The sequence below is a fragment of the Gilliamella sp. X-60 genome, from assembly GCF_057063585.1.
Window position 1 is genome coordinate 29897 of record NZ_JBXSQJ010000021.1, and the last position, 25805, is coordinate 55701.

26 protein-coding genes are annotated in these 25805 nt (G+C 33.6%); 18 read left to right on the forward strand and 8 right to left on the reverse strand.

Annotated features, from left to right (window positions below):
- Positions 1 to 7: 7 nt before the first annotated feature.
- On the forward strand, positions 8 to 1003 hold the full coding sequence (locus ACYIAM_RS10545) for a phage integrase (RefSeq protein ID WP_483748221.1): 996 nt from the start codon (positions 8 to 10) through the stop codon (positions 1001 to 1003).
- Positions 1004 to 1014: 11 nt separating this feature from the next.
- Positions 1015 to 1692 carry a hypothetical protein gene (locus tag ACYIAM_RS10550; RefSeq protein WP_483748222.1) on the forward strand — a complete coding sequence of 226 codons (678 nt, stop codon included), beginning with the start codon at positions 1015 to 1017 and terminating at the stop codon, positions 1690 to 1692.
- 826 nt (positions 1693 to 2518) lie between these two features.
- On the opposite strand, the gene ACYIAM_RS10555 is transcribed toward ACYIAM_RS10550, so the two are convergent.
- Positions 2519 to 2704 carry a MerR family transcriptional regulator gene (locus ACYIAM_RS10555; protein ID WP_483748223.1) on the reverse strand — a complete coding sequence of 62 codons (186 nt, stop codon included), beginning with the start codon at positions 2702 to 2704 and terminating at the stop codon, positions 2519 to 2521.
- A 125-nt stretch (positions 2705 to 2829) separates the two neighbouring features.
- On the opposite strand from ACYIAM_RS10555, the gene ACYIAM_RS10560 reads away from it, so the two are divergent.
- The 10 genes from ACYIAM_RS10560 to ACYIAM_RS10605 all read left to right on the forward strand — a co-directional run bounded on the left by ACYIAM_RS10560 (position 2830) and on the right by ACYIAM_RS10605 (position 10247).
- Positions 2830 to 3189, forward strand: a complete 360-nt coding sequence (locus ACYIAM_RS10560; protein ID WP_483748224.1) for a helix-turn-helix domain-containing protein — start codon at positions 2830 to 2832, stop codon at positions 3187 to 3189.
- Positions 3190 to 3202: 13 nt separating this feature from the next.
- A complete protein-coding gene (locus ACYIAM_RS10565) occupies positions 3203 to 3856 on the forward strand; it encodes a hypothetical protein (protein WP_483748225.1) in 654 nt (217 codons plus the stop codon).
- A 21-nt stretch (positions 3857 to 3877) separates the two neighbouring features.
- Entirely contained in the window at positions 3878 to 4027 is a 150-nt protein-coding gene (locus tag ACYIAM_RS10570; protein ID WP_174796978.1) for a hypothetical protein, read from the forward strand.
- 27 nt (positions 4028 to 4054) lie between these two features.
- Entirely contained in the window at positions 4055 to 4474 is a 420-nt protein-coding gene (locus ACYIAM_RS10575) for a hypothetical protein (RefSeq protein ID WP_483748226.1), read from the forward strand.
- A gap of 29 nt (positions 4475 to 4503) precedes the next feature.
- Positions 4504 to 5736, forward strand: a complete 1233-nt coding sequence (locus ACYIAM_RS10580) for an FRG domain-containing protein (RefSeq protein ID WP_483748227.1) — start codon at positions 4504 to 4506, stop codon at positions 5734 to 5736.
- 1 nt (position 5737) lies between these two features.
- Positions 5738 to 6742: a phage integrase gene (locus tag ACYIAM_RS10585; RefSeq protein WP_483748228.1), complete on the forward strand. Its 1005-nt coding sequence runs from the start codon at positions 5738 to 5740 to the stop codon at positions 6740 to 6742.
- Positions 6743 to 6750: 8 nt separating this feature from the next.
- Positions 6751 to 7740: a protein NO VEIN domain-containing protein gene (locus tag ACYIAM_RS10590; RefSeq protein ID WP_483748229.1), complete on the forward strand. Its 990-nt coding sequence runs from the start codon at positions 6751 to 6753 to the stop codon at positions 7738 to 7740.
- 1085 nt (positions 7741 to 8825) lie between these two features.
- The gene (locus ACYIAM_RS10595) at positions 8826 to 9158 is read left to right on the forward strand and encodes a hypothetical protein (RefSeq protein WP_483748230.1); all 333 of its coding nucleotides are present in this window, start codon (positions 8826 to 8828) and stop codon (positions 9156 to 9158) included.
- Positions 9159 to 9371: 213 nt separating this feature from the next.
- Positions 9372 to 9578, forward strand: coding sequence for a hypothetical protein (locus tag ACYIAM_RS10600; protein WP_174796983.1), 207 nt, complete (start codon positions 9372 to 9374; stop codon positions 9576 to 9578).
- A 240-nt stretch (positions 9579 to 9818) separates the two neighbouring features.
- Positions 9819 to 10247, forward strand: coding sequence for a hypothetical protein (locus ACYIAM_RS10605; RefSeq protein ID WP_174796984.1), 429 nt, complete (start codon positions 9819 to 9821; stop codon positions 10245 to 10247).
- A 739-nt stretch (positions 10248 to 10986) separates the two neighbouring features.
- On the opposite strand, the gene ACYIAM_RS10610 is transcribed toward ACYIAM_RS10605, so the two are convergent.
- The 6 genes from ACYIAM_RS10610 to nikA are packed head-to-tail and all read right to left on the reverse strand — an operon-like array spanning position 10987 to position 17322.
- The gene (locus ACYIAM_RS10610; RefSeq protein WP_483748231.1) at positions 10987 to 12312 is read right to left on the reverse strand and encodes an MATE family efflux transporter; all 1326 of its coding nucleotides are present in this window, start codon (positions 12310 to 12312) and stop codon (positions 10987 to 10989) included.
- Between the two features lie 3 nt (positions 12313 to 12315).
- Positions 12316 to 13095 carry an ABC transporter ATP-binding protein gene (locus tag ACYIAM_RS10615; RefSeq protein ID WP_174796986.1) on the reverse strand — a complete coding sequence of 260 codons (780 nt, stop codon included), beginning with the start codon at positions 13093 to 13095 and terminating at the stop codon, positions 12316 to 12318.
- Positions 13096 to 13962 carry an ABC transporter ATP-binding protein gene (locus ACYIAM_RS10620; RefSeq protein WP_483748232.1) on the reverse strand — a complete coding sequence of 289 codons (867 nt, stop codon included), beginning with the start codon at positions 13960 to 13962 and terminating at the stop codon, positions 13096 to 13098. It abuts the gene before it with no gap.
- Positions 13959 to 14789 carry a nickel/cobalt ABC transporter permease gene (gene opp1C, locus ACYIAM_RS10625; RefSeq protein WP_065637666.1) on the reverse strand — a complete coding sequence of 277 codons (831 nt, stop codon included), beginning with the start codon at positions 14787 to 14789 and terminating at the stop codon, positions 13959 to 13961. The genes ACYIAM_RS10620 and opp1C overlap by 4 nt, the downstream gene beginning before the upstream one ends.
- Positions 14786 to 15730 carry a nickel/cobalt ABC transporter permease gene (gene opp1B / locus ACYIAM_RS10630; protein WP_483748233.1) on the reverse strand — a complete coding sequence of 315 codons (945 nt, stop codon included), beginning with the start codon at positions 15728 to 15730 and terminating at the stop codon, positions 14786 to 14788. The genes opp1C and opp1B overlap by 4 nt, the downstream gene beginning before the upstream one ends.
- A gap of 26 nt (positions 15731 to 15756) precedes the next feature.
- Entirely contained in the window at positions 15757 to 17322 is a 1566-nt protein-coding gene (gene nikA, locus ACYIAM_RS10635) for a nickel ABC transporter substrate-binding protein (protein WP_483748234.1), read from the reverse strand.
- A gap of 301 nt (positions 17323 to 17623) precedes the next feature.
- Here nikA and rhlE point away from each other — a divergent pair, with 301 nt between their 5' ends.
- From rhlE to ACYIAM_RS10650, 3 genes are all read left to right on the forward strand, one after another.
- Positions 17624 to 18937: an ATP-dependent RNA helicase RhlE gene (gene rhlE, locus ACYIAM_RS10640; protein WP_483748235.1), complete on the forward strand. Its 1314-nt coding sequence runs from the start codon at positions 17624 to 17626 to the stop codon at positions 18935 to 18937.
- A 27-nt stretch (positions 18938 to 18964) separates the two neighbouring features.
- Positions 18965 to 19300 (forward strand): YggL family protein, encoded by a 336-nt coding sequence (locus ACYIAM_RS10645; RefSeq protein WP_483564168.1) that lies wholly within the window; start codon positions 18965 to 18967, stop codon positions 19298 to 19300.
- 225 nt (positions 19301 to 19525) lie between these two features.
- Positions 19526 to 19834, forward strand: coding sequence for a hypothetical protein (locus tag ACYIAM_RS10650; RefSeq protein ID WP_483748236.1), 309 nt, complete (start codon positions 19526 to 19528; stop codon positions 19832 to 19834).
- Positions 19835 to 19917: 83 nt separating this feature from the next.
- On the opposite strand, the gene ACYIAM_RS10655 is transcribed toward ACYIAM_RS10650, so the two are convergent.
- Positions 19918 to 21510, reverse strand: coding sequence for an ABC-F family ATPase (locus ACYIAM_RS10655; protein ID WP_483748237.1), 1593 nt, complete (start codon positions 21508 to 21510; stop codon positions 19918 to 19920).
- Positions 21511 to 22303: 793 nt separating this feature from the next.
- On the opposite strand from ACYIAM_RS10655, the gene ACYIAM_RS10660 reads away from it, so the two are divergent.
- From ACYIAM_RS10660 to ACYIAM_RS10670, 3 genes are all read left to right on the forward strand, one after another.
- On the forward strand, positions 22304 to 23095 hold the full coding sequence (locus ACYIAM_RS10660; RefSeq protein WP_483748238.1) for a hypothetical protein: 792 nt from the start codon (positions 22304 to 22306) through the stop codon (positions 23093 to 23095).
- Between the two features lie 26 nt (positions 23096 to 23121).
- The gene (hxlB, locus tag ACYIAM_RS10665) at positions 23122 to 23589 is read left to right on the forward strand and encodes a 6-phospho-3-hexuloisomerase (protein WP_483748239.1); all 468 of its coding nucleotides are present in this window, start codon (positions 23122 to 23124) and stop codon (positions 23587 to 23589) included.
- Positions 23590 to 24017: 428 nt separating this feature from the next.
- Positions 24018 to 25706 (forward strand): ShlB/FhaC/HecB family hemolysin secretion/activation protein, encoded by a 1689-nt coding sequence (locus ACYIAM_RS10670; RefSeq protein WP_174796994.1) that lies wholly within the window; start codon positions 24018 to 24020, stop codon positions 25704 to 25706.
- Positions 25707 to 25805 lie beyond the last annotated feature (99 nt).

The window sequence follows — 25805 nt, forward strand, 5'->3', positions numbered from 1 at the left end:
ATTAAATATGTCAATTCGTAAAAATGGTAATAGATGGCTATTCGAAAAATACCTTGAAGGCGGTCGCAGAGTTCGTAAGAACTTTGCGACCAAAGGCGAGGCACTTGCTTATGAAAGTTATTTAGAAGAGCAAACCAACGAAAAGCCTTGGTTGGGTGAAAAGATTGATAAACGCCATTTATCGGATTTAATTAACAGTTGGTATTCATTACATGGGCAAACGCTTAAAGACGGGCAAACACGCCTAAACGCGATGTTATTTGCTTGTGAATGCATTAATGATCCATTAGCCACTCATTTTACAGCCAAACAATTTACTAACTATCGTCAAAAACGTATTGATGGTGAGATATTTAGAACAGATAGGATAAAAAATGTTGCTCCACGTACAATGAATCTTGAATTAACTTATTTTAAAGCTATGTTTAATGAGTTAATTCGGCTAGGGGAGTGGCAACATAGCAATCCGCTTGAAAGAATACGCCCATTTAAAACCGATGAGCAAGAAATGGCTTATCTTACTAAAGAGCAAATTCATGAACTCCTATTATCTTGTGAGCAAAGCACAGCCACCGATTTAACCATTATTGTTAAAATTTGCCTAGCAACAGGAGCAAGGTGGAGCGAAGCCGAAAGCCTAAAGGGCGCACAAGTTAAAGACGGAAAAATCACCTACATTAACACCAAAGGCAAACGTAATCGAACCATTCCAATTAGTGACAAACTCTTTAACGAAATTCCCAAAAAGAATGGTAGCTTATTTACTCCCTGTTATTCAGCGTTCCGTTCGGCAATCGATCGTGCAGGAATAGAATTACCCGATCGACAACTAACCCACATATTACGCCACACTTTTGCTAGCCATTTTATGATGAATGGCGGTAATATTTTAGTTTTACAAAAAATACTCGGCCACACCGATATCAAAATGACCATGCGATATGCACACTTTGCACCTGATCACTTTGAAGATGCGGTAAGGTTGAATCCATTAAATGACTAAGAGGAAATTGAATGAAATTATTAAATATATTAAAAAAAATTGAATTAGAAAATTATTATAAGAAAAATAAGCGTAAGCCAAAACTAAAACTTAATTTAAAACAAAGAACATTATCATTCATCATTCAACATCTATCACTCGTAATAGCCATTATTTTATATGTGTTTGCAATAATAATATCATTAATAGATAAAGATTCTCTTTACCCATTTTGGTTATTATTAATATCTCTTCTATTGATTCATTTTAATTACTCTCAATTTATATATAGAAGTTTAAAAAAAGATATTAAAAGTTTTACTTTACCAATGAATCATTCAATTAATTTCAATGTGAAGAGTAACTACGTCATAGATAAAAAGTACTTAAAAGCTCTTATATCATTGGATATAGAACAATTGAAATTTGGTTATTTAGAATTAAATCATGCATATGAATGTCTAAAAAGAAGAATTAGCTTAGTGCTTGGACCACTAGATAAGTTGGGGATATTTCCTGGTATTATATCATTACTTGGTCTATTACCTCAGGTTAAGGCACTTTCTTGGCAATGGATTGAAGTAATTCCTTATTCGTATGGTGGGTTAATGATTTTAGGTTTGTTTTTTTATAACGATCTTGATAAGTATGAAAGAATGCTAGCTTTAATAAAATTAGCTATTGAACGTAAAGAAAAAGAAACTAATTAATTGGCGATAAAATGGCGGTTGACTATATCCTTATATAGCTAAATATGTCTATATATGTATTTTTAACCGCTTGATTTAATTATAAGTTGTTGATTTTAAATACAGCTTTAAAGAACTCATAATCGATTGGTCACTGGTTCAAGTCCAGTAGGGGCCACCATCAATCAATATAATCAAAAGTTTACATTTAAAAATCACATTATGAAAATCAGTCAATTTTATTAAGTGGCGGTAGTCAATCCAATAAGATTTTACACCCGTGTAAATATTTCTATCAGCAATAGCAAAGCGGTACTGATCGCCAAGTTTATGGGTGGATGTCTTGACCATTTATCGTTTTTGCCAGTCCTTTTTTGAAAAAAATCAGTATGCCGTTTTTTTAATGTTACAGCGGCATTAAAATCATTGTATAAACGTGTTAAAAATGAAGCATCAGATTCGTTGGTTTGGTCTATATGGGCGATGAAACTCACGCAAAAAGCTGTATTGATTAGTTGCTTGAGTATTTCGTGTTGTGTTCATGTAACCCCAGAATTGAATAAACTAGGGTTAAGTGCACTTAGTCTTGCGTTTTTTATTTCCAAGCAAAAAAGTAGCCTGCTGTTCTGAATCCGATATCTGACAAAACATGATTACTTACTTTTATTGATTAACTTGATTAATCCGCAATTAACTTCTTATACAACTTAATTACTTTACCGTTTGACTTTTCGATATAACCTTTAGGGTTGTGGTCATTAATCTGGATAAGAAATTAAAGCTGACTTATTAGCGACTTTTGGACTTAAATAGATTGTGTGGCTTATTGTTTATTCCTCTTTAATATTTAAGTCACCATATTGATAAAGGTGATTGAGCGGTCGTATTTGCCAGTGATTTGCTTTTTACGGATAGGAAGCTTGCCTTCACTAATGTATTTTTTTACTGTGCGAGGATTCATGCCTGATACACGGGCAAATTCATCAACAGTGACATAAAGCACTGAAATAGCTATTGATATTCTTGGCGTCATAGTGCATTATTCCCAATTAAGTGTTTATATGTGTTTTTATATGATTTATTCAATCTTAAGATTAAATTAAATTAATTTAATCTTAAGATGTTGTTAATGAATTTTTATTACTTGAGATTAAAATTATGCAAGTTAATTTTGATAGTGGCGGAGCCGCTGTAATAGATCGAATAATTAAAGCCTATGGATTTTGTGCAAAATTACAACTTTGTAATCACTTTGGTACAAAATCAGTAAATCTTTCTTTAAGATATAAAAGATATTTTTCCCCTTCTGATTGGGTTATTCGTTGTATGGCTGAAATAGGCGCCACACTAAAATGGTTAGCTAATGGTGAAAGTAAATTTTTACCAACCGAACAACAACCAAAAGAAACTCTCCTTTCTAATGATACGTTAGGTAAGTTGGAACGGCTGGCCACCCTGAAAGAAAAGGGTCCAATAACCGATCAAGAGCTTAACGAATTAAAGGCTAAATTGATTTAATAGGAAATGAATAATGTCTACAAAAAAACATAAGATCACGGTGAAAAAGGTTTTAATTTTTAGTTTAATAATTTTTGCTATCTATATCATTACTTTTCCTAAAGACGATTTGCCGTCTAATCCAACGATGGTTACTTTAGGCGCTATTTCTCTTTGTTCATTTTTTGTTTGTGGTTTGATTTTGTTAGGTCGAGCAATCTGTGGACAAAGCAACAAAAATGCACAGGTTGAGGCGAACAATAATTTAAATTCGGAAATTGAAAAATCTAGGGCTTGCTTTGATACTAAAAAGGCATCGGATCAAACTGCTTCATATAACTATTCACATTATTCTGATGATTCAGATGATAACGAATACAAACAACGAGAGCGAGATTTTGAAAATTTTAGAAATAGCCTAACCACAATTTGGAATTCTGGCGTATTTTCAATTTCATTTGGATATTCCAGCGGCAAAAGAGAATTGTTATTAGATAAAGTCCAAATAAACTCGTATGACGAAGTTTATTTCACTGGTTACTGCTTTGACAGTAACGATGAACGCACATTTAAAACAGAACGCTTTGAATCTTATATTGAATGTGCAGGAAAAGAATACAGCCCACGTCGCTTTCTAACCGAAGTCCTCGAATTAGATTTGGAGTATGTTAAGGGGTTGGGGGTTTAATTAAAAAAGAGCTTCATTAGAATGGTTGCTAACGGTAAAGGTGAATTGTTACCAAATGAAACAATTCTTTCTGATGATACGTTGGATAAGCTGGAACGGCTGAACTGCCTAAAAGAAAAGGATGCAATAACTGATCAAGAGTTTAACGAATTAAAGGCTAAGTTGATGTAAGAAAATTAAAAAATAGGAGAGAAACATATGAAGAAAGTATTTAAAATAGTTCTATCATTTGTAATCTGCTTGTTATTTTCTTCAATGAGTTATGCCAGTCCAAACAGTGTAGCGAGAGAGTTGGCTCGGATTGCTAAACAACAAATTCAAAAGCAATATGGGAAATTCCCAATAAAAATTAATGATAAAACATCTTTAGCAAATATCACTGCTGATGGGCAATATATTATTTATGATTATCTTTATAACGATAATAGTAAAAAGTACACACCAGAGATTCTTGCCTTATATGTGCAAATGATATTCGACAAAAGAACGTGTGAAAGTAATGATTTTGTATCATTATCCCAAAATAACGATCTTCAGTTTGTTTATCGCTATACATTAATGATAAAAAAACCATGTTCGTATCTTTTCGAATTGATGAGGTTTGTGATTAAAGAATAGTGTTAAATCAAAATAAGGATAAATAAAATATGGGAGAACAAATCAATATAGATTCTGTTGCACAATATATTGATGTAATAAAGTCTATTCCCTTGAAAGAAGGTTATCAACGGTTTTATCGAGGTGTTAGCAAGCTTGATTATGTTGATAAAGATTATCCTTCTATATTTAGAGATGAAAAACTAATAAAAAATGAACATGAAATGTTCTACGAATTGGTTAGTAAATGCCCTGATAATTTTGCCAATTGTCAAAATACATTTGAACATCTAGTGTTGATGCAACATTACGAATTTCCAACACGTCTTTTAGATGTAACCGAAAATCCACTTGTAGCGTTATATTTTGCCTGCACAGGAAATAAAGATAAGGCTGGTAGTGTTATTTTGTATGATTTTCCGAATAAGGGTATAAAAAATTATAATAGTGATACTATTACACTTTTAAGCAATCTTACTAAGACAAATAATAATTTCAGTGGTATGCATTTGTTTATTTATTGCACGACCATAAGATTAAAAAATGTTATTAGTAAAAATTTATATCCGACTATCTATAATATAAAATTGATGCAACAAGATAATAATGATCTAGCTAATTTCAATTTTATTAAAGAACATATATATAACTCTTTGATAAATTACCAAAAGGATTATTTAAATCTTTGCGACTATGTCAAGTCGAAATGTGATGATTTATCCCAAAATGTGTCTCTTGAAAAACTAGTAGTAAGTATCTATACGAAATTAGATGAAATAATTTCATGTGAAAGCCTTTCAGAGGAAAGAGTTTGTGAAACAATTGTAGATGAATTACTGTTATTATTTAATATGCTATATCAACAAATTGATTCTTTAATTGAGGGATTATTATTTTTTATTGATGAGGGGTTGGTTAATAAGTATTTTCAATTCATAAGAGCAGACAAGTATTACTTTGACTGTGACAAAATTATTTGTTCAGATTTATTTACCCCGTTTTGTGTAAAGCCTAAGCAAAATAATCCTCGTATTATTAATCAAAAAGGGGCTTTTATTATATTTGGTTTCGATCATGAAACATTAAAAAAAATGTCCCCACCTAAAGAGCATTTTTCTTTCAGGCCCAAAGATAAGAATGATAATGAAGTAAAAATAGTAATCAGTGGTGACAAAGCAACTATGTTAAAGGATTTAGAAACGTTAGCAATTAATGATGCCACAATGTTTCCTGAAATTGATAATATTTCTGGATATATTAAAAATAAATACTTAAATAAATAAAATGACAGTTCGCAAACAAAAATTAGGTAAGTGGTTATTTGAAAAATACCTTGATGGTGGTCGTAGGGTTCGTAAAACTTTCGCCACCAAAGGCGAGGTGGTGGCTTACGAAAATTATTTAGAAGAGCAAACCAACCAAAAGCCTTGGTTGGGTGAAAAGATTGATAAACGCCATTTATCGGATTTAATTAACAGTTGGTATTCATTACATGGGCAAACGCTTAAAGACGGGCAAACACGCCTCAAGGCGATGTTATTTGCTTGTGAATGCATTAATGATCCATTAGCTACTCATTTTACAGCTAAGCAGTTTACTAATTATCGTCAAAAACGTATTGATGGTGAAATATTTCGTACTGACAGAATAAAAAACGTTGCTCCACGTACAATGAATCTTGAATTAACTTATTTTAAAGCCATGTTTAATGAGTTAATTCGGCTAGGGGAGTGGCAACATAGCAATCCGCTTGAAAGAATACGCCCATTTAAAACCGATGAGCAAGAAATGGCTTATCTTACTAAAGAGCAAATTCACGAACTCCTATTATCTTGTGAGCAAAGTACTTCCACTGATTTAACCATTATTATTAAAATTTGCCTAGCAACAGGAGCAAGATGGAGCGAAGCCGAAAGCCTAAAGGGCGCTCAAGTAAAAGATGGTAAAATCACCTACATTAACACCAAAGGCAAACGTAATCGAACCATTCCAATTAGTGACAAACTCTTTAACGAAATTCCCAAAAAGCATGGTAGTTTATTTATCCCCTGTTATTCAGCGTTCCGCTCGGCAATCGATCGTGCAGGAATAGAATTACCAGATCGACAGCTAACCCACGTATTACGCTATACTTTTGCCAGCCATTTTATGATGAATGGTGGCAATATTTTAGTTTTACAAAAAATACTCGACCACACCGATATCAAAATGACCATGCATTACGCACACTTTGCACCTGATCACTTTGAAGATGCGGTAAGGTTGAATCCGTTGAATATAATTGAATAGGTAATTTTATGAAAATATTGTTCTGTAATATTGGTTGGATGAAGAATTATCAAGGACAAACAGATGACGATCTTTTAATTGGAGGCGGTTCTTTCGTTAATGAGCATGGGTATGGTGGGGAAGTAACAAATTTCTATTCAATGAATGGGCATTGTTATGGATATGTTCGAGTAGACAAAAAAACTAATAATCTAAACTTAGAAAGAATTGAAAAAGTAAACAGAGTAGATAAAGATTTTATAGATGATGTCTGTGTTGTATGGGTTGCCAGAGATCCTATAGAAAAAAAAGGGAATGTTATTATTGGATGGTATAACAATGCTAAGGTATACCGTTATAAACAAAAATCTTCTTTTTTAGAAAGTGATAGTGGTTATTGGTTTGAATCTGATGAAGATAATTGCGTTTTACTTCCATTTGAAGAAAGAGATATTATCTGCCCAAGATTTAAAAAAGGCTTTATGGGTAGAACCCAATATTGGTATGCCGATAGTGACGAGAGTATTGACTTTATAAAATCAATTAAAAAATTCATTAGCAACTATACAGAATTTATTGCGTCAACAAAATCAAAAAAAGGAATTTTTAACGCTAATCCAGAGTTAAAAAAGAAGACAGAAAAAAAAGCTGAAAAACGAGTAATACAATATTATAAAACAAATGGATATACAGTTGATAATGTAGCTAAAGAAAATAAAGGCTGGGATCTGGAAGCCAAGAAAAATAACACTACAATTTGTATTGAAGTTAAAGGATTATTTGGTGATGGAAAACGAATTATACTAACACCCAATGAATATAAACATTTTATGGAAAAAGATAGTAACTACAAATTATGTATTGTTAATAATGTTATGTCAGATAAATATTACAATCTGTATATTTGCTATTTTTGTACTAAAAATAAAAAATGGGTTGTTATCCATCATAAAAATAACACGATAGATTTAAAACCTAAAATTGAAGAAAAAATATCTGCTATTGTTACATTAGAATAATGGTAGTGAATTGGTGGTTGAGAGTGATTTTATATAGTCTAATTTGCCTATATATGCATTCTCAACCTATTGATTAAATTGTAACTTATTGTTTTTAAACGTTACATTAAAGAATTCATAATCGATTGGTCACTGGTTCAAGTCCAGTAAGGTCACCATCAAATGATTTATCACTTTTCACAATTTTTCATTTTAGTAAATAAAATCATGAAATTAGTTAAAAATCGTTTATTGTTTATATTTATTCAAGTTAATTTTACTGTCTTTTTTTCATGATTAAATCCTCTTTTTCTGTACTATTTTAGGGGGGATAGTTACAGGTGGATGATTTATTAAACTAATAGTGATAAAAATTATTTAGGAAAGGCATCGATTTTATTGAAGTTTTCTGTTTGACCATTTTTATTAAAATTAATTAGTTATATGGTTAAGATCCCATCAATGCCTCAAACTTAAGTGGTATGGCATAACGGCGTTTAGATTTATTAACAAATAAGCCTAGCTGAAAATTTGGAAAATTGGTTTAACTTAATTAACTACCCCTCACCCCACAACAAGCCAGCTACCTACTCACTTGGCAACGTAGTGTATACCCGATTAATGTGGATTTGGGCTTTATTGAGAGCTTAAAGGAGCAGTTTTTTTAGGTGTTTTATTGGTTAGATGTCCAATATAAAAATTCAATAAAATCAATGTTTTTCTACGTTTTTCTATTTGACAACCTAGCTAGTGCTGGATTATGAATACAATTAAAAGTCTGCCATTATGTTGCCTTTATTTGAGTAAATTTGGCATATTCAAGGCGTTATTTTTGCATAACCTGTTAATTAATTGTTGAATTTGTAATCATTGTTGTGCATTATTCTTTAGATAAATACACTATGTTAATACGAAAAAGGAGTGCTAATTGAGATTAGTAACCAAACAGAGGCTCCAAAAAGTGCTCAACATTGGTACATTGCTTATTGCCTTTGCTATTTGTTATTTATTTATTTATGATTATTCCTATATTGGCGACTATTAAGTTTGATTCTTCTTCAAATATTTACTTGCCTATTATTTTTCTGTTTTTAGGTTTAACCCTATTGATCGAAGTTGTTTTATTTGTTTTGATGTTGATAAAACTGTTTACTGAGCCAAATACCTGCCAATTTACCTCGTTTTTAGGGCTGTTTTTAGGCGAACTGTTTTGTATTTTTTGGGGTGGAGCTGTTTTCTTTAGTGCTGTGGTTTACCGTATTGGTTTAAATGAATTTTTTGTTTTTTTATGTGCATTTTTATTTCCAGTTTTAAGTGGCTTGGCATATGGCATATTGTTTATTATTAAGGCATTAAGATGGTTGATTTGCTTTGTGTTAAAACAAAATAGTAACGCTATTTTAAGCAAGCCCCATGATCCCAATTTTTCAAAACGATAGCAATATCAAAAGGATTAGTTTATTTAAAAAAAACAAAATAAAAACTTCAATAAAATAAATGCACTTTCAAAAAGTTTTTTTGTGTAATAAAAATAAATATTTTATTGATTTTTTTGTTGAAAAATTGTACTTGCTTTTTTCTTAAATCAGCGCTTATATATACATTGATAAGTAATTGGACTTATCGACAATTTTATTAGGAGGAAACTTATCATGGTACAAAAATTTGCTCCATATGGTAGTGATGTTTCGGCTGGTACTTATAAGTGTGCCGATTGTGGCTATATGTATTCAAACCAAAGCAAAAAATCGTTACCTCCTTGCCCTGATCATAATAAAAAACCGCATAGCAAAAATGGGTGGTATATTATGTCTGGGCAGGGTGATTCAGTTAAAGATCCTCATCCAAATAAAAAGTGATTTTAGTCAGTTAATACGATTAAAGGCAGCCATTGGGTTGCCTTTTTTTGATTGTGTCGATTTTAGATAATTACCGTTTTGATAAATATTTTATTCTGCTTTATTTTTATAATAAAATTAATATTTTATTATTTTTCTCTGATTTTTTGTGTAAAATAACAACCTAATTAGGCTTATCGAAACCAATAATGCCGTTAAAATAATATAACTGGATTAAGATTCAATATAAGGAATACTGAAGTGAAAAAACGAATAAAATTGGCTGTGCTAGTTTCTGCTTTTTTTATGATTTCGAGCGCGTATAGTGCCGAATTGCCTCCGTCAGCAAATATAACTAAAGCCTTTGCGGATAGTGCTAAAAGATCGATATTAGGCGAAGGTGGAACATTTCCGGTTAAAGTCGAAGCGGGTTACGAAGTCACTAATATTTTTTATAACCTTAATAGCGTCGTTTTTGAATACAATATGCCAACCGATAGCCAAAGTGCATCAATGGAAGATATCACTGAAGGCATTAGGCTTGGTCTGAATGCGCAATTTTGTGACAAGCAAGACGTGATTGATGTGTTACGTGCTTATGATATTCGCTTCTTATTCCGCTTGCAATTCAACGATAATCGTAATGTGCCTGCAACACTATCAATTGATGAAATTTGTCAAAAACAATAAGCAGATTATTGATTGCAGCCGCATTAATGCGATGTTTGCTCTCTTAAAGTCGGTTGTAAAATTATCGGTAATTTTGCAACCTGAGTATAATAAAAAACTTTAAATTAGTATTTTTATTTGTTCTCCACGGTAAAGTTAAGTATTGTTTTTTAGTGTCAAACTTATTTTATTTTTAAAAGATTAATGGGTTACGCAATTCATTATAATTTTCCATTGTTATTGGAATAGATTAAAAAATTAACGATTAAATAATGTTGTAATTAATTTAAAGAATAAAAACGAGAAAGTTCAATCTGTTAAAACAAGAAAATAACTTAAGTACATTTAAATTCATTCTATTTTCAATAGTTACTTTTGGTATTTATGATTTAGTATGAATTTATAAATGTAATAAGTTAATCAATAAAACTCTTGGTGTGAAAGTAACAAGTGATGCTTACATCATTATGCTAATTATTTTTAGCGTTATTTTACTTTTTGCTGATGGTATATCTCTGTTATATCAAAATAAATTTATTGAAATAATAATGCACCTAATTTTTGTCATTAGCCTTTTTATGTTTATTCACTGGGCAAATTGCGCAAGATGTGTATTAATTTACTATTGTTTAGGTGAAGATAATATTAAACCGAAAACAAAAGTATTATACGCGATTATTTTTGGTATTTTTTATATAAACTATCTGATCAATGTTTTAGGTAGCATAAAGCCCAGATATCGAGCAGATAGTTTAGTTGATTAGTATAATAGATAATTTTTGGATTTTTTTATCCAGATGACTAAAAATAAGGTTCTACCTAAACTAAATAAAATATAAGAAAGCCATAACCCGTTATTACCCCAGATTGGTACGCAAATATATTGCGATACTAACCATAATATTAAAGAAAGTATCATTGAATCACGGATAGACGAAGTATAGCTAATGCCCGAAAAGACGCCGTAATAGATCAAACCACCTGCTACCACGATAGGGAAGATGATTAACCAAGGTTGATATTGCAAGCAAATGTCAATAATGTCAATTTGATTGGTGAGTAATTTGATAATAGTAGTATCAAGGGTCAACCAAATTGCAACTAATAGGATTGGACAAATAATACAGGCAAGTTTTGACCAGCGTAACGTTTGACTGTATAAAGTAATGTCTTTAGTGCCTTTTGCTTTGCCACTAAATACGCTTGATGCGTTGGCAAAGCCGTCAAATAGATAAGCCATTAAGTAATGAATTTGGAATAAGACAGCGTTAGCGGCTAATATTTCGGTACTAAAACTAGAGCCAATCGAGATAAAGTGATTGGTGACAATTAACAAACAAATAGTTCGAATCATTAAATTGCTATTCACTAAAATCACGCCTTTTAATGATTGCCAAGATAATATTGTGGCGAGGTCGGTTTTTTGCTTGGCTTTAGGTAAATAACGATAAATAAACCAAATGCCTAATAATGTGCAGATTATTTGCGCGCTTAAGGTTGCAAAGGCGACACCTGATACATCAAATTGAAATCCCCATACCAAAATCATTGCCATAACAATATTTAGTAGATTGATTAATACCTGCAAAAATAATACGGCTTTTATTTTCGCCATGCCCATTAGCCATCCCACTAAAACGTAATTGATTAACACAAACGGCGCACCCCAAATCAGGATAGTAAAATAGGTGTGTGCGTGATGTTTTACGTCTTGATTTGGTTTAATAATCTGCATTGCGGTATTGAAGATTACGCTTTGACAAATGATAAAAATGATACCTAATAAAATTGCAATAAAAAGAGGACGGATGAGTGAGGCTCTTAATAAAATGGGATCATCTAATGCTTGTGCTGCAAAACCGGTTGTACTCACACGTAAAAAGCCAAATAACCAATATAGGGTATTAAAAATAACCGTACCAACAGCAATCCCTGCAATAAATGCTGGATTGGGTAAATGACCCACTAGGGCAGTATCTACAACACCGAGTAAGGGCGTTGTAATGGTTGAAATAATAAAGGGAATGACCAGAGCAAGATAATCTTTAAAATTATACTGCTTATTTAATGTTGATGGTGCTGTCATAATTTAAAAACCTAAAATAGAGTCAAGAAGTTGTTTGGAATAAGCATGGTTGACTTGATTTAATTGGTCAATGTTATCCACCTGTTCAACAATGTTGCCTTGATAAAAAAAGATAATACGATCGCATAAATAAGTGATTGTGGTTAAATCATGAGTAATAAAAATCGTGGTTAAGTTGAACTGTTTTTGTAAATCAGCGAGCAAAGATAATATTTGCGTTTGTACTGATATGTCTAAAGAACTGACTGCCTCGTCAAATAAAATAAATTTAGGTGAGCAAGCAATAGCTCGTGCAATGCAGATCCTTTGTAATTGCCCACCGCTCATTTCATGAGGAAAGCGGTTATAAAAGGTGTGATCTAAGCCAACTTGTTCTAAAAGTTCATCAATGCGTTTTTTACGTGCGTTTGATGATATTTTTTCGTAAATATCAATGGGTTCGGCAATAATTTCAGATGCAGTAAAATAGGGATTAACCGAAGCATTATAATCTTGAAATACCGCACTAATGTCTCGCCGCATCGCCGATTTGCGCCAAGCACGTTGTGCGGTATCATATCCATTAAAGTAGATTTTACCACTGTCAGGTTTTTCAAGTCCTAAAATCAGTTTGCCTAACGTGCTTTTACCACTGCCACTTTCACCAATAATGCCTAAGCATTCCCCTTGATATAATGAGAAAGAGACATCTTTAATAATTGGCGTTTTTTTTCGGCTGAACAAGCCTTGATTGGGTTGTAAAAAGGCTTTCTTTACATTTTCAACTTGCAATAACGGTGGCATTTAAATTGTCTCCGATGTTGATGTAAGGGTATTTGGCTGAATAACGGCATTAAATTTGGTTAATAGCTGCTTTCGTGCATTTATTAAATATTGTGTATAGTCATTTTCAGAATGATAAAAGATATGCTCACAGCTACCTTGTTCGACAATTTTGCCTTGGTTCATCACAATAATATGATCTGCTATATGATGAATAACACCCAAATCATGCGAGATAAAGATCATGGCTGTTTTAGATTGTTGTTTAATTTTTTCAAACATTTTTAAAATATGAAACTGGCTAATTGAATCTAAAGCTGTTGTGGGCTCATCAGCAATAATTAGTTCAGGTTCAAGCATTAAAGCAATACCAATCATGATTCGTTGCAACATTCCACCACTGAGTTGATGAGGATATTTATTATAAACTTGTTTAGGATCATTAAGCCCAATATCTGCCATCATGTTAAGGGCTTTTGTTATGGCTTCACTTTTGCTGATTGATTGGTGAGCAAGTAATGTTTCGACCACTTGTTTACCAATACGATAAAGGGGATCAAAAGCACTCATAGGGTGTTGTAAAATGACCGAAATCACATTGCCACGAATGAATCGTAGTGTTTCTCTAGTCTGCTTTAATAAATCACTATTTTCTGGTAACTGAATGTTGGCGTTTTGCGGTGAAAAAAGAATTTTACCTTGAACAGAAAAATAGGGCTCTAATAAGCCAATAATGGCTTTGCATGTTAAACTTTTACCACTACCGCTTTCGCCAACAATGCCGAGGCATTGTCGATGTTTAAGGTAAAATGAAATGTCATTGAGCAATTTTTGATTACTATCAAGTGTTACGGTTAGATTCTTAACCTCAAGCAATTTGTCACTCATGCAGTTTTTTCCTTTGGATCAAGAATATCTCGCAAGCAGTCCCCGAGCATATTAAAGGCAGCAACAACAATTAGAATAGCAATGCCAGGAAAGACCATTTGCATAGGGTGCTGAACCATTACGTTTTTCGCTTCACTTAACATCAGCCCCCATTCAGCCGTTGGCGCTTGTACACCTAATCCAATAAAAGAGAGTGCTGAGATGTTTAAAATAACCCAACCGGTGTCGAGGGTTGCAAGCACAATGAGTTCAGAGATGATATTTGGTAATAAATGACGGCGAATAATAAAACAATGGGGCGCGCCAATTGCTCGCGAAAAAAGAATATAGTTTTTACGACTATATTTAATTACACAGCTGCGGATCATTCGGCTATACCAAGCCCACTTTACAACAATATTGGCGATAATGACATTTTCGATTCCAACGCCAAGTACCCCAACAATGGCAAGTATCATCACTTGGCTCGGGAAGGAGAGCATAATATCACACGCTCTCATAATCATTTCATCAAGCTTACCTCTTTTATAGCCCGAAATTAAGCCAATTATTGAACCAATGATAATGGTAATTGTCATGGTTAATAACGATAAAAAGAGCGTTGTACGAATACCATAAAGTAATCGCGAAAAGATATCTCGACCTAAATGATCACATCCAAGCCAATGTTCGGTAGAAATGCTGGCATATTTGCGCACTATTCGAACTTTATTGGGGTCAAATGGTGCAATATAGGGGGCAAAAATACCTAAAATTATAATAGTGGCAATGATGATTAAACAACATAGCCCAATTTTATTTTTAACAAGTTGTTTAAGTAAATTCATGAAATGTTACCACTATCTCTTAATCGTGGATCGAATAATTGGTGTAAAACATCGACAATAAAATTACAAACCACAAATAAAATAGCCATCATTAAGATATAAGCCTGAATAACTGGGTAATCTCGGTTCATAATTGCTGAAATACATAAGCGTCCAAGCCCTGGCCATGAAAAAATATATTCAACCACAAATGAGCCAGCGATGAGTTGTGGAATAGTCATACCCAGCGCAGTGATTGTGGTATGCAATGAATTAACTAATACATGTTTTAAAATGATGACTCGTTCTTTTAGTCCGCGACTGCGGGCATAAAAAATAAAATAGTTATGCATATTTTCGATCATATTATTTCGAATAAAACGAACATAAGTAGAAATATACACAAATGATAACGTCAAGGTGGGTAAAATTAAATTTTGCCAAGAACCATAACCACCAGTTGGTAATAGGTCAAGATAGTTAGCAAATAGCCAAATCAATAATAGACCAAGCCAATAACTTGGCATGGCAGTACCTAAAAATATGATTATACGCAAAATATGATCAAATATTGAGTTGGAAAAAATGGCGCATAATACACCCAGTACTAGACTAATAATCAAGGTAAAAATAAAAGATAAAGTGGCTAAAATAAGCGTGGGTTTTAAACAGCGGATCATCTCGTCCCAGACTAATCTGTCGCGCTCGATAAATGAACGTCCAAAATCAAGATGAAAGACATTATATAGCCAATTAAAATAGCGTTGCCAAAACGGTTGGTTTAGACCAAGTTCTTGACTCATACTTTCAATTGCTTCAGGGGTTGGCATTATTTCGTTTAAGCGTAATGCCACTTCTGCTGGATCTGAGGGGGCTAAGTTAATTAGCAAAAATGCGATAAATGAGATACCGATAACAATCGGTATCATCATTATTAAACGTCTTATTATATAATTTAACATTTTTATTAAGTAATAAAATAAGTCAATTAATAGTGCATTTTGTCAAATGGAATATCAAATTGCGAAGGTGCAAATTCGATGCCTTTTAATGATTTGATGGCAATAGCACGGTTACGTTCATAAGTTAAAGGAATATAGACCGCCTCGTTATGCAGTGTTTCAAGTACATAGCGATAAAGTTCTTGTCGTTCTTTTTCATCAGTTGAGATCAGGGCTTTACTAATATTGGCATCAATTTGAGACTTTTCTTGTAAACCTTGCTGAGCGATATAGTCGCCATATACAGGCAGTTTCATACCGGCTAAGAAAGATTGAGGATCATATGGCATACCCCATGAAATATCAAAAACCATATCAAAGTCGCCAGCTTTTTGACGATCACGATAGCCTTGTTCTTCTTCACCATGGATATTGAGTTTTAATCCTACTTGCTCAAATTCATCTTGCATGTATTGCGCAATAGTTTTTTGCGAGGCTGTGTTGCTATCATAATAAAGCGTAATTTCGAAAGGTTTTCCATCTTTTTGGCGGTAATGTTGACCATTAACCTTAACCCAACCCGCTTTATCCAGCAGTTGTTCTGCTAATTTTGTATCATATTGGTAGGGTTTTAAACCGATATTAGCATAAGGAATATTGGTTGCCATTAACGTATCTGCTGGCGCTTCACTGCTATTAAAGATCCCTTCAGAAATATCTTTTTTACTGATGATATGTTCAATTGCTCGTCGTACATTGACATCGTTAAGCTGGGGTCTTGTGGTATTCATTAAGACCATTCGGCTAGAAACAGGCTTTGACATTAATGTTTGAAATTTATCCATTTTAGCAAATCGTTCATACGAATCAGCATCAACCATGTTTTTGCCATAAATAAGATCAATTTCACCTTTTTCAAGCGCCATTAAACGGCTTTGATTATCAGCAATGACCTTCATTTTTACTGTTTTTATTTGCGGCTTTTTTCCCCAGTAGTTAGGGTTTGCATTAAAAATAGCATACTGATCTTTTTTATGATCGCCTAAAACATAAGGGCCGGTACCAATAAAAGATTTAACACCATTTTTGGTTTCGCCATCAATCATCGCGTTAGGCGAAATAAAACGCATTGGTCTGGTGACGGCAATTTCAATTAAAAAAGGGTAATAAGGTTCAGATAGATTGACTTGTAAAGTATAATCATCTACCGCCTTAACTTCAGTAATTAAACGTACCATTTCAAGCCATGTATGGCGGACTTTATTGGCAAGGACTGCATCCCAGTTTAATTTGGCACTGTGGGCATCGAATTTAGCGCCATCACTAAAGGTCACATCTTTTCTGAGTTTAAAAGTATAGGTTTTTCCTTGGTTAGTGATAGTCCAGCTTTCTGCAAGCCAAGGGGAAAACGTGCCATCTTCATTATAATGAACAAGTGATTCATACAACATATTTTGAGCCCACATTTCGCCACCATAAAGATGAGGGTTCAAATCACGAATATCGCGGAAGTTTGCAAAGGTGATATCATCTTTAGCAAAACAGTTAAGGCTAAAAAGTGATAAAAGTGCGACCATTAACACATTTTTAATTTGGTTAAAGTTTAAATGCATATGCAATCCAGTAAACTATTGTTGTTAGGGAGCAGAATATTAGCATAATCGCAAATGATAATAAATATCATTTATCTATTTTAATAAAAAAACATATTAAAAATCATTATGATTAAAAATATAAATTGGTGAGTTATTGTCAAGTTGTGTTATATATAACCCTAATTTTATTTTATAATAATAAACAAACAGTAGATTTTATTGTGGAAAATAGGAAGTAACAAAATAAACAGAAAATATTATGGAATTGCTTTATAATATAAGCGGACAATCCACTTTTCATTTATTTAGGAATCATTTCATGTCATTTGACTCTCTTGGCTTAGATGCTAAGATTTTAAAAGCAATTCAAGAACAAAACTACACAGACCCAACTCCCATCCAACAGCAAGCTATTCCAGTCATTTTATCCGGTAAAAATCTTATGGCAAGTGCGCAAACCGGTACAGGTAAAACCGCAGGTTTTGGTTTACCCATTTTGCAAAAATGGGTCGAACAGCAAGCGCAAGCAATCAATAAACCTGAGGCGAAAAAAGGCAAACGTCCTTTATATGCATTGATTTTAGCGCCGACTCGTGAGCTTGCTGCACAAATTGGCGAAAATATTCGTGAGTATAGCCGTTATTTACCCATTCGGTCTTTGGTGGTATTTGGCGGAGTAAGTATTAATCCGCAAATGATGAAACTACGTGGCGGTGTGGATGTGTTAATTGCAACACCAGGGCGATTATTGGATTTAGTGCAACAAAATGCCGTGGATCTTTCAACGATTAAAATGCTAGTGTTGGATGAAGCTGATCGCATGTTAGATATGGGCTTTATTCATGATATTCGCCGTGTGATTGCTAAATTACCTAAAAAACGCCAAAATTTGATGTTTTCGGCAACTTTTTCTGATGAAATAAAAGTATTAGCGCAATCGATTTTGCATGCCCCAGAATTGGTTGCTGTTGCGAAAACAAATAGCGCTTCAGAGCAGATCACCCAATATGTGCATCGAGTTGATAAACGTCGTAAACGTGAATTGTTGTCTTATTTAATTGGTAAAAATCAATGGCAACAGGTGTTGGTTTTTACTCGCACGAAATATGGTGCTAATCACTTAGCTGAACAGTTGACTAAAGATGGTATAAAAGCGTCTGCCATTCATGGCAATAAGAGCCAAGGCGCACGCACTAAAGCTTTGGCAGATTTTAAAAGTGGACAAATTAGAGCATTAGTCGCAACCGATATTGCTGCTCGCGGTCTTGATATTGAGTTACTGCCTTATGTGGTTAATTATGAACTTCCACAAGTGGCAGAAGATTATGTGCATCGCATTGGACGAACAGGACGTGCTCAAAATGAAGGGCAGGCTATTTCGCTGGTATGCATTGATGAACTTCCTCAATTAAAAGCGATTGAAAAGTTAATTAAAAAAACGATTCCAGAATTAACAACTCAAGGTTTTGAAGTTGATCCTAAGATTAAAGCTGAACCGATAAAAAAATCATCACAAAGGCGAGCACCACCAAAAAGAGGAAGTGCAAGCGCAAACCGATCGTCGCAGTTCAATCAAAATGGTGTGAAATCATCAAGCCGACATAATCACACTAAAAATAAACAAATTAATTAATATTTAATAATGTAGAAGGAAACTATTATGGTAAATCGCAGCAGACGTTTACGAAAAAAATTACACATTGAAGAGTTTAAAGAGTTAGGCTTTACGGTTAGTTGGTCTTTTGACGAAGGTACAAGCGAAGAGACTTTAGATAATATCGTTGATCAGTTTATTCTTGAAGCTATTCAACCCAATGGTTTAGCTTATGAGGGAAGCGGTTATTTAAATTGGAAAGGGATTATTTGCACCCAAAAATTAGGGAATTGTACTGAAGAACATCGTGACATTGTCACAAAATGGCTGGAAACTCACGGTTTGAAAAATGTAAAAACCAGCCAACTTATTGATATTTGGTGGGATGAATTAGAGTTCTAATTCATTGGTCATCTTTAAATAGAAAATAGTCACAGGTGTGGCTATTTTTATGACTAAATTACTATTGTAATAATGGGTAATTTGCTTTTTATTATTTATAACTCATTGTACTTATGTTTTCTTAAAATGATCAAACAACGCTGATATAAGTTGGTATAAATCAGTTAGCCTAATTCTATTATCTAAACAATGACTGTCTACTATTTCGGTAAGGGGGCTTGCATAATGGGCGAAGACACTATTTTTAAACTTGATAAAAAATATACGCCTTTTTTATTCAAAGCGATAGAAGCAGCAAAGAAAAGCGAATTTGTGACCAAATATAAATACGATATCAATCATTTTTATATATCTTTTAATAATTATATAAGCATAAATAATGGATTTAGCTGTTATACAATAAGCTTTTATTCGAAAGAGATAACGCAAGATAATTGGATGAACATTGGGGCTGGTGGAATAGTTATAGATGATATAAATGTTGATATAGACATTGATTCTGGCGAAGTTATTTCCATTTATACAAGTCGTTAACAGGAATTAAGGCGTTGTAAAATTTATTGGCAACCAGAATAATAGCCACATTGGTATTTGTGGCCATTTTTATTAATGAATGATTATTCAATTCCTTGACTACGTAAGTAATCTTCATAATTACCCGTATAATCAATTACTTTTTCTGGGGTGATTTCAACAATGCGTGTTGCCAATGAACTAACAAATTCACGGTCGTGCGAAACAAAAAATAGTGTGCCCTGATAAAGCTCTAATGCCATATTGAGTGATTCGATAGATTCCATATCTAAATGGTTAGTTGGTTCGTCCATAACAATAATATTAGGACGTTGCATCATCAATTTACCAAATAACATGCGTCCTTTTTCACCACCAGATAAGACCTTAACTTGTTTTTTAATATCGTCTTGTGAAAATAATAATCGACCTAGAATGCTACGCACGGCTTGTTCATCGTCGTTTGGTTGTTTCCATTGGCTCATCCAGTCAAATACCGTTAAATCGCCTTCAAATTCGTACTCATGATCCTGCGCATAATAACCAATATTTGCGTTTTCAGACCATTTTATATCGCCTTGCTCAGGAGTCAGTTCGCCCATTAGCGTTTTTAATAATGTGGTTTTACCAATACCATTAGTCCCTAAAATAGCAACTTTTTCGCCCACTTCAACCATGAGCTTAAGATTTTTAAAAAGAGGGCCATTGTCAAATCCTTTGGTAAGGTCTTCAACAACAAGCGCATTACGAAATAGCTTTTTATCTTGCTCAAAACGAATAAATGGATTTTGTCGACTAGAAGCTTTGACTTCTTCAAGTTTGATTTTTTCAATTTGCCTTGCGCGTGATGTTGCTTGTTTTGATTTTGATGCATTGGCACTAAAGCGACTAACAAAGGATTGCAGTTCACTAATTTGTGCTTTCTTTTTGGCATTGTCGGCTAACAAACGCTCTCTCGCTTGCGTTGATGCGGTCATGTAATCGTCGTAGTTACCTGGATAGATGCGCAATTCACCATAATCTAAATCTGCCATATGGGTACAGACCATATTTAAAAAATGGCGGTCATGCGAAATAATGATCATAGTACTTTCGCGTTGATTTAAGGTATCTTCAAGCCAGCGGATCGTATCAATATCTAAGTTATTGGTTGGTTCATCGAGTAATAAGATATCTGGATTTGAAAATAGAGCTTGGGCTAATAATACCCGCAACTTCCAACCTGGTGCGATTTCGCTCATTAATCCGTAATGTTGCTCAATTGGAATACCAACACCTAATAATAATTCGCCAGCCCGAGATTCGGCACTGTAACCATCCATTTCAGCATATTGGGTTTCTAAATCAGCAACTTTAAAGCCATCTTCTTCACTCATTTCAGGGAGTGAATAGATGCGATCCCGTTCTTGCTTGATCTCCCATAATTCGGTATGTCCCATAATTACGGTATCAAGGACGGTAAATTCTTCAAAAGCAAACTGATCTTGGCGTAATTTACCGAGTCTTTCATGTGGATCTAAAGCCACATTACCTGATGTAGGCACGAGATCGCCACCAATAATTTTCATAAAGGTGGATTTACCACTGCCATTAGCGCCGATTAGACCATAACGATTACCGTTGCCAAATTTAACCGAAATGTTTTCAAATAATGGCTTACTGCCAAATTGCATTGTGATGTTATTTGTACTTAACACGAAAATTGACTCTCTTTAAAATGCGTTTTGCTCAAAAGCAATAATTAGCCTTTGCATGACGTCGCGAAAATATAAATTGGCGCACATTATGCCATAATTAATCATTTTTGAGGATCTTTGTTTTAGATAACGGCATTTAGGGAGGGTATATTTAATTTAATTCTTAATATAGTGTAAAGTATAAAAGAATTTCGTGATGCTTACATTTCATGATTAAAATAATTTCCTAAAATTTACAAGACGTTAGTCGTTTCTCAAATTACTGTCAAAAACGTGAAACATTCCTAAAATATATTTTACCTTTGATTGCAGGTTTATTGGGGAAAAATATAATCACTTGATATACCGTATAGCCCATTGATTGTTATTAAAATTTTTAAATAAAATCAATGCGCTACATGAATAATTTTTATTGTAACATGCACTAATCTTTTACAACATCTGAAGACTATTGATTTGTTGTTGAAAAGTATCGACAATGCAATCTTGACAAAATTTAAATTTTATACTCAATCACTTTTTATACTTAAACACATAGTTACCTGAAACTTTTTGACAAAATTCTTAGGATTTTCATCACAGACAAAAAGCGCCCTAGTGAATCAATAATTATCTTTTTACACACCTTAACAAATACCCTACTTTCAAATTTTCAAAACCCGTTTAATCTATTTATACTTTATATTGAATATATAAAATTAAAACAAATATATATCATGAAAAAGGAATCGGAAACATGTTAAAATGTTGTTTAATAGCTAGCCATCATTTGGGTTTATTTTTCGGATTGAAAATGAGACGTAATTTATTGGTGGTGAGCATTATTAATTCGCTAATATCTTTTCATTTAGTATTAAATTCGAATTTAAATTTACTTATAAAACCTGCAAGGTTTTTATTATCTTATTTTCCTATCACACTATTATTTATTGTTATAAGCCTATTTTTAGCTGCCAATATCAACATAGCAAATGCCTTAAGTGCGACAACCAGTAATGTAATCAATGGTAGTGCACCATATCTAACCTTTGATGGTGGAGTTACTAGGGCAGAAAACACCGAAGCATTACTTGCAATAACCTTAGCAGATGAAATGGAGATAAAAGCAAATGAAGATTTATCAAGTCTTATAAAACCGATAGAGCTACCGCAAAGTATAAAAAAGTTTAGTGATATAAAAACAGTGGTGCCACTACCAACATCAGGAAATAGCTATTACCCAAGTATTGATTTAAATAGTTTAATTGGTACTTCATACAATTATTGGGGCGATGATGATGGCGATGGTGATATAAGTGCTACAGGAAGTATAACTGTAAAGTGGCAAGATAATATGGGTAACGATATAACAGCAAACGTAAAAGCAAATCCAACCAAATTATTAAGTACGTCATGTGCTGCAAATTATCAATTAACGATAAAAGCAACCTCCGGCGAATTATTAACACGGTATGGTTCACCTAATAAAAGTACTTTTAATGCAATAGAGCACACTTATTATATTAAACCGCATAGAAATAATATGACCCCTTGTTCAGTATTATATGCACAGCCAAATTTGGCTCATGATAACACTGTGAAATAGCGGCACAAATAGACACAATCAACGAAGTGCAATTACACGAATTTAAAAATGCGATTATTAGTGCAAACCATCTATTTTTAGCGGGAACAGGGCGTTCGGGATTAATGATAAGTGCGTTTGCCAATCGGTTAATGCATTTAGGTTTAAAGGTCAGCTTAATTACCGAAATTAGTAAACCCAAAGCCGATAAAGGTGATTTGCTGATTTTAGGCTCTAATTCAGGCGAAACCAAAAGCTTAATTGCCTATGCACAGCAGGCAAAAGACTTAGGTGTCAAAATCATATTATTCACAACAACCGGTACCTCGACCTTGGCAAAATTAGCCGATAATATGGTTATTATTCCTATAAAACTTGATAAGTTAAACCAACCAATGGGTAGCACATTTGAACAACTCTCATTACTGACTTACGACAGTCTTATTTATAGTTTGATGGAAAGCTTACAACAGACTCCAGAGGTAATGAAGTGTCGACATGCGAATATTGAGTGATTTTATGAAATAAAAAGACATGAAAATCAATGTGCTATCTAATTTTTTTATTTTTTACATGGTTTGAGAACTATAAAATATTGCAATTTTTAATGGTTTATAACTTGTTTAAGTTAGGGATAACGTAAAATTCCCTAACTATTAATTGTATTATTTATCTAGCATCTTTTAAATTTATAATACTAATTCAACAATATTTTTAATATTGCAATTTTCCCTATGTTGAGAATGTAAAAGTGATTAAATTAAATAAAAATCATACAATACAAACTGAATAAGTAATAAAAATATCTTTAAAAATAATATAAAAAATTATTATATAATGAAAGTTATCGGTTTTTATATAGACAATTGATCCGTTTTAGTTTAGTATTTTTGCGTAAATTTTATGTAATAATTGAGTGAAAATTGGACTTTGAAGTGTTGTGATGAAAAAATTTCTATTAAGTTTAGCCTTAGTTATCTGTCCCGTCTCTATTGTATTAGCCGAGCCCCTGTCAACACAAACACTTAGTGACCAGCAGCTGATCCACCAGCAAGAACGTCAAAAAGCTCTGCAAGATTCGTTAAATCCCATCTCACCTGATATCCATTTATTACCACCGAGCACAACAACTGGACAGATAGACTTTCCGGTTGAGTCGTTATGTTTCAATATTAATCAGGTTGAATTAATTGGGCGTGACAAATTACCTTGGTTTATTCCCTTAAAAAAACTTGTACAACAAGCCGAGCATCGCTGCTTGGGTGGGCAAGGAATAAATTTGTTAATGAGTCAGTTACAAGACCGCCTAGTGAGTTATGGTTTTATCACTACCCGAGTTGTTGCCCCCGAGCAAGATTTAGGGGAGGGGACATTAAAATTACTGTTAGTTGAAGGTAAAGTTAGGCGCATAGTCTACAGTGAAGATAGTGATAAATATGCACAACTGTATAGTGCCATGCCAGCAAGAGAAACCCAAATACTCAATCTACGAGATATAGAGCAAGGGCTTGAGAACTTACAACGTTTACCCACAGTGAGTGCACAGATGCAGTTAGTACCAGGGGATAAACCGGGTGAAAGCGATATTGTTATTAGTCGCAAACAAACAAAAATGTGGCGATTAGGATTATCGGTTGATGATTCTGGTACCAAAACAACGGGACGAGACCAAGGCGGAGTTACACTTTACATGGATAACTTATTGTCATTAAGTGATGCATTTTATATCTCTGGTGGGCATGATTTAAATGGTAAAGGCAAATACGGTTCGCGTAACTATTTATTCTCGTATTCGGTGCCTTGGGGTTATTGGTTATTCAATGCCTCGCTATCTGGTAACAAATATCATCAAACGGTAGCAGGACAAAATGAAGATTATAAATACAGTGGACGTAGTCGCAACGGCAATATCCAACTGAGTCGATTGATTCATCGCAATGAATCTCAAAAAACGACATTAAGTTATGGCATTAGCCTACGTCAATCACATAACTATATCAATGATACGGAAATTGAAATCCAGCAACGAAAAACGACGAATTGGCAATTAGGGCTACAACATCGGCACTATATTAACGATATAACATTAGACGCGGGCGTCACGTATCAAAAAGGTGTGCGTTGGTTCAATGCACGAAAAGCGCCAGAAGAGCGTAATCCAGAAGACAACGGTAGTGCACTATCTAATATTTTTTTAGTCAACTTTTCGGCGAATGTCCCCTTTAACTTGGGACAGCAACAATTTCGTTATCGTTTAGACTATCAAGGTCAATATACGCGGGGTGAACGCTTAACTTCACCAGACCAGTTTTCGATAGGCGGACGATGGAGTGTACGAGGTTTTGATGGTGAATTAACCTTAAAAGCTGACCGAGGTTGGTATGTACGTAATGAACTTGCCTGGCAGGCACCTTTTAACCATGAGCCATATTTAGGTATTGACACTGGTGAGGTCTCGGGGGCTAAAAGCGAATATTTGTTAGGGCGGCACCTAACCGGAGGTGTTGTGGGTATTAGGGGTAGCCATTACGGTTTTTACTACGACCTATTTGCAGGTACCCCGATACGCAAACCGAAAGGATTTAAAACCAATCCTTTAGCATTAGGGTTTAACGTAAACTGGAATTATTAACATCTAGCATCAAGAATATAGAGTAGTTAAAGCTATCGAGACACTAGAATAATTAAGGTAATGAAAATAAGGACAAAACGATGAACAGGCATTTATATC

What these genes read in the sequence shown, in the direction of transcription:
- opp1B (WP_483748233.1), bottom strand. Translation starts at nt 15,730, where the DNA reads ATGTTAAATTATATAATAAGACGTTTAATAATGATGATACCGATTGTT.
- ACYIAM_RS10600 (WP_174796983.1), top strand. Translation starts at nt 9,372, where the DNA reads ATGGTACAAAAATTTGCTCCATATGGTAGTGATGTTTCGGCTGGTACT.
- ACYIAM_RS10615 (WP_174796986.1), bottom strand. Translation starts at nt 13,095, where the DNA reads ATGCCACCGTTATTGCAAGTTGAAAATGTAAAGAAAGCCTTTTTACAA.
- ACYIAM_RS10660 (WP_483748238.1), top strand. Translation starts at nt 22,304, where the DNA reads ATGAGACGTAATTTATTGGTGGTGAGCATTATTAATTCGCTAATATCT.
- ACYIAM_RS10650 (WP_483748236.1), top strand. Translation starts at nt 19,526, where the DNA reads ATGGGCGAAGACACTATTTTTAAACTTGATAAAAAATATACGCCTTTT.
- ACYIAM_RS10550 (WP_483748222.1), top strand. Translation starts at nt 1,015, where the DNA reads ATGAAATTATTAAATATATTAAAAAAAATTGAATTAGAAAATTATTAT.
- ACYIAM_RS10580 (WP_483748227.1), top strand. Translation starts at nt 4,504, where the DNA reads ATGGGAGAACAAATCAATATAGATTCTGTTGCACAATATATTGATGTA.
- ACYIAM_RS10545 (WP_483748221.1), top strand. Translation starts at nt 8, where the DNA reads ATGTCAATTCGTAAAAATGGTAATAGATGGCTATTCGAAAAATACCTT.
- ACYIAM_RS10645 (WP_483564168.1), top strand. Translation starts at nt 18,965, where the DNA reads ATGGTAAATCGCAGCAGACGTTTACGAAAAAAATTACACATTGAAGAG.
- ACYIAM_RS10585 (WP_483748228.1), top strand. Translation starts at nt 5,738, where the DNA reads ATGACAGTTCGCAAACAAAAATTAGGTAAGTGGTTATTTGAAAAATAC.
- ACYIAM_RS10575 (WP_483748226.1), top strand. Translation starts at nt 4,055, where the DNA reads ATGAAGAAAGTATTTAAAATAGTTCTATCATTTGTAATCTGCTTGTTA.
- ACYIAM_RS10590 (WP_483748229.1), top strand. Translation starts at nt 6,751, where the DNA reads ATGAAAATATTGTTCTGTAATATTGGTTGGATGAAGAATTATCAAGGA.
- ACYIAM_RS10670 (WP_174796994.1), top strand. Translation starts at nt 24,018, where the DNA reads ATGAAAAAATTTCTATTAAGTTTAGCCTTAGTTATCTGTCCCGTCTCT.
- opp1C (WP_065637666.1), bottom strand. Translation starts at nt 14,789, where the DNA reads ATGAATTTACTTAAACAACTTGTTAAAAATAAAATTGGGCTATGTTGT.
- ACYIAM_RS10610 (WP_483748231.1), bottom strand. Translation starts at nt 12,312, where the DNA reads ATGACAGCACCATCAACATTAAATAAGCAGTATAATTTTAAAGATTAT.
- ACYIAM_RS10555 (WP_483748223.1), bottom strand. Translation starts at nt 2,704, where the DNA reads ATGACGCCAAGAATATCAATAGCTATTTCAGTGCTTTATGTCACTGTT.
- ACYIAM_RS10560 (WP_483748224.1), top strand. Translation starts at nt 2,830, where the DNA reads ATGCAAGTTAATTTTGATAGTGGCGGAGCCGCTGTAATAGATCGAATA.
- ACYIAM_RS10620 (WP_483748232.1), bottom strand. Translation starts at nt 13,962, where the DNA reads ATGAGTGACAAATTGCTTGAGGTTAAGAATCTAACCGTAACACTTGAT.
- nikA (WP_483748234.1), bottom strand. Translation starts at nt 17,322, where the DNA reads ATGCATTTAAACTTTAACCAAATTAAAAATGTGTTAATGGTCGCACTT.
- rhlE (WP_483748235.1), top strand. Translation starts at nt 17,624, where the DNA reads ATGTCATTTGACTCTCTTGGCTTAGATGCTAAGATTTTAAAAGCAATT.
- ACYIAM_RS10570 (WP_174796978.1), top strand. Translation starts at nt 3,878, where the DNA reads ATGGTTGCTAACGGTAAAGGTGAATTGTTACCAAATGAAACAATTCTT.
- ACYIAM_RS10565 (WP_483748225.1), top strand. Translation starts at nt 3,203, where the DNA reads ATGTCTACAAAAAAACATAAGATCACGGTGAAAAAGGTTTTAATTTTT.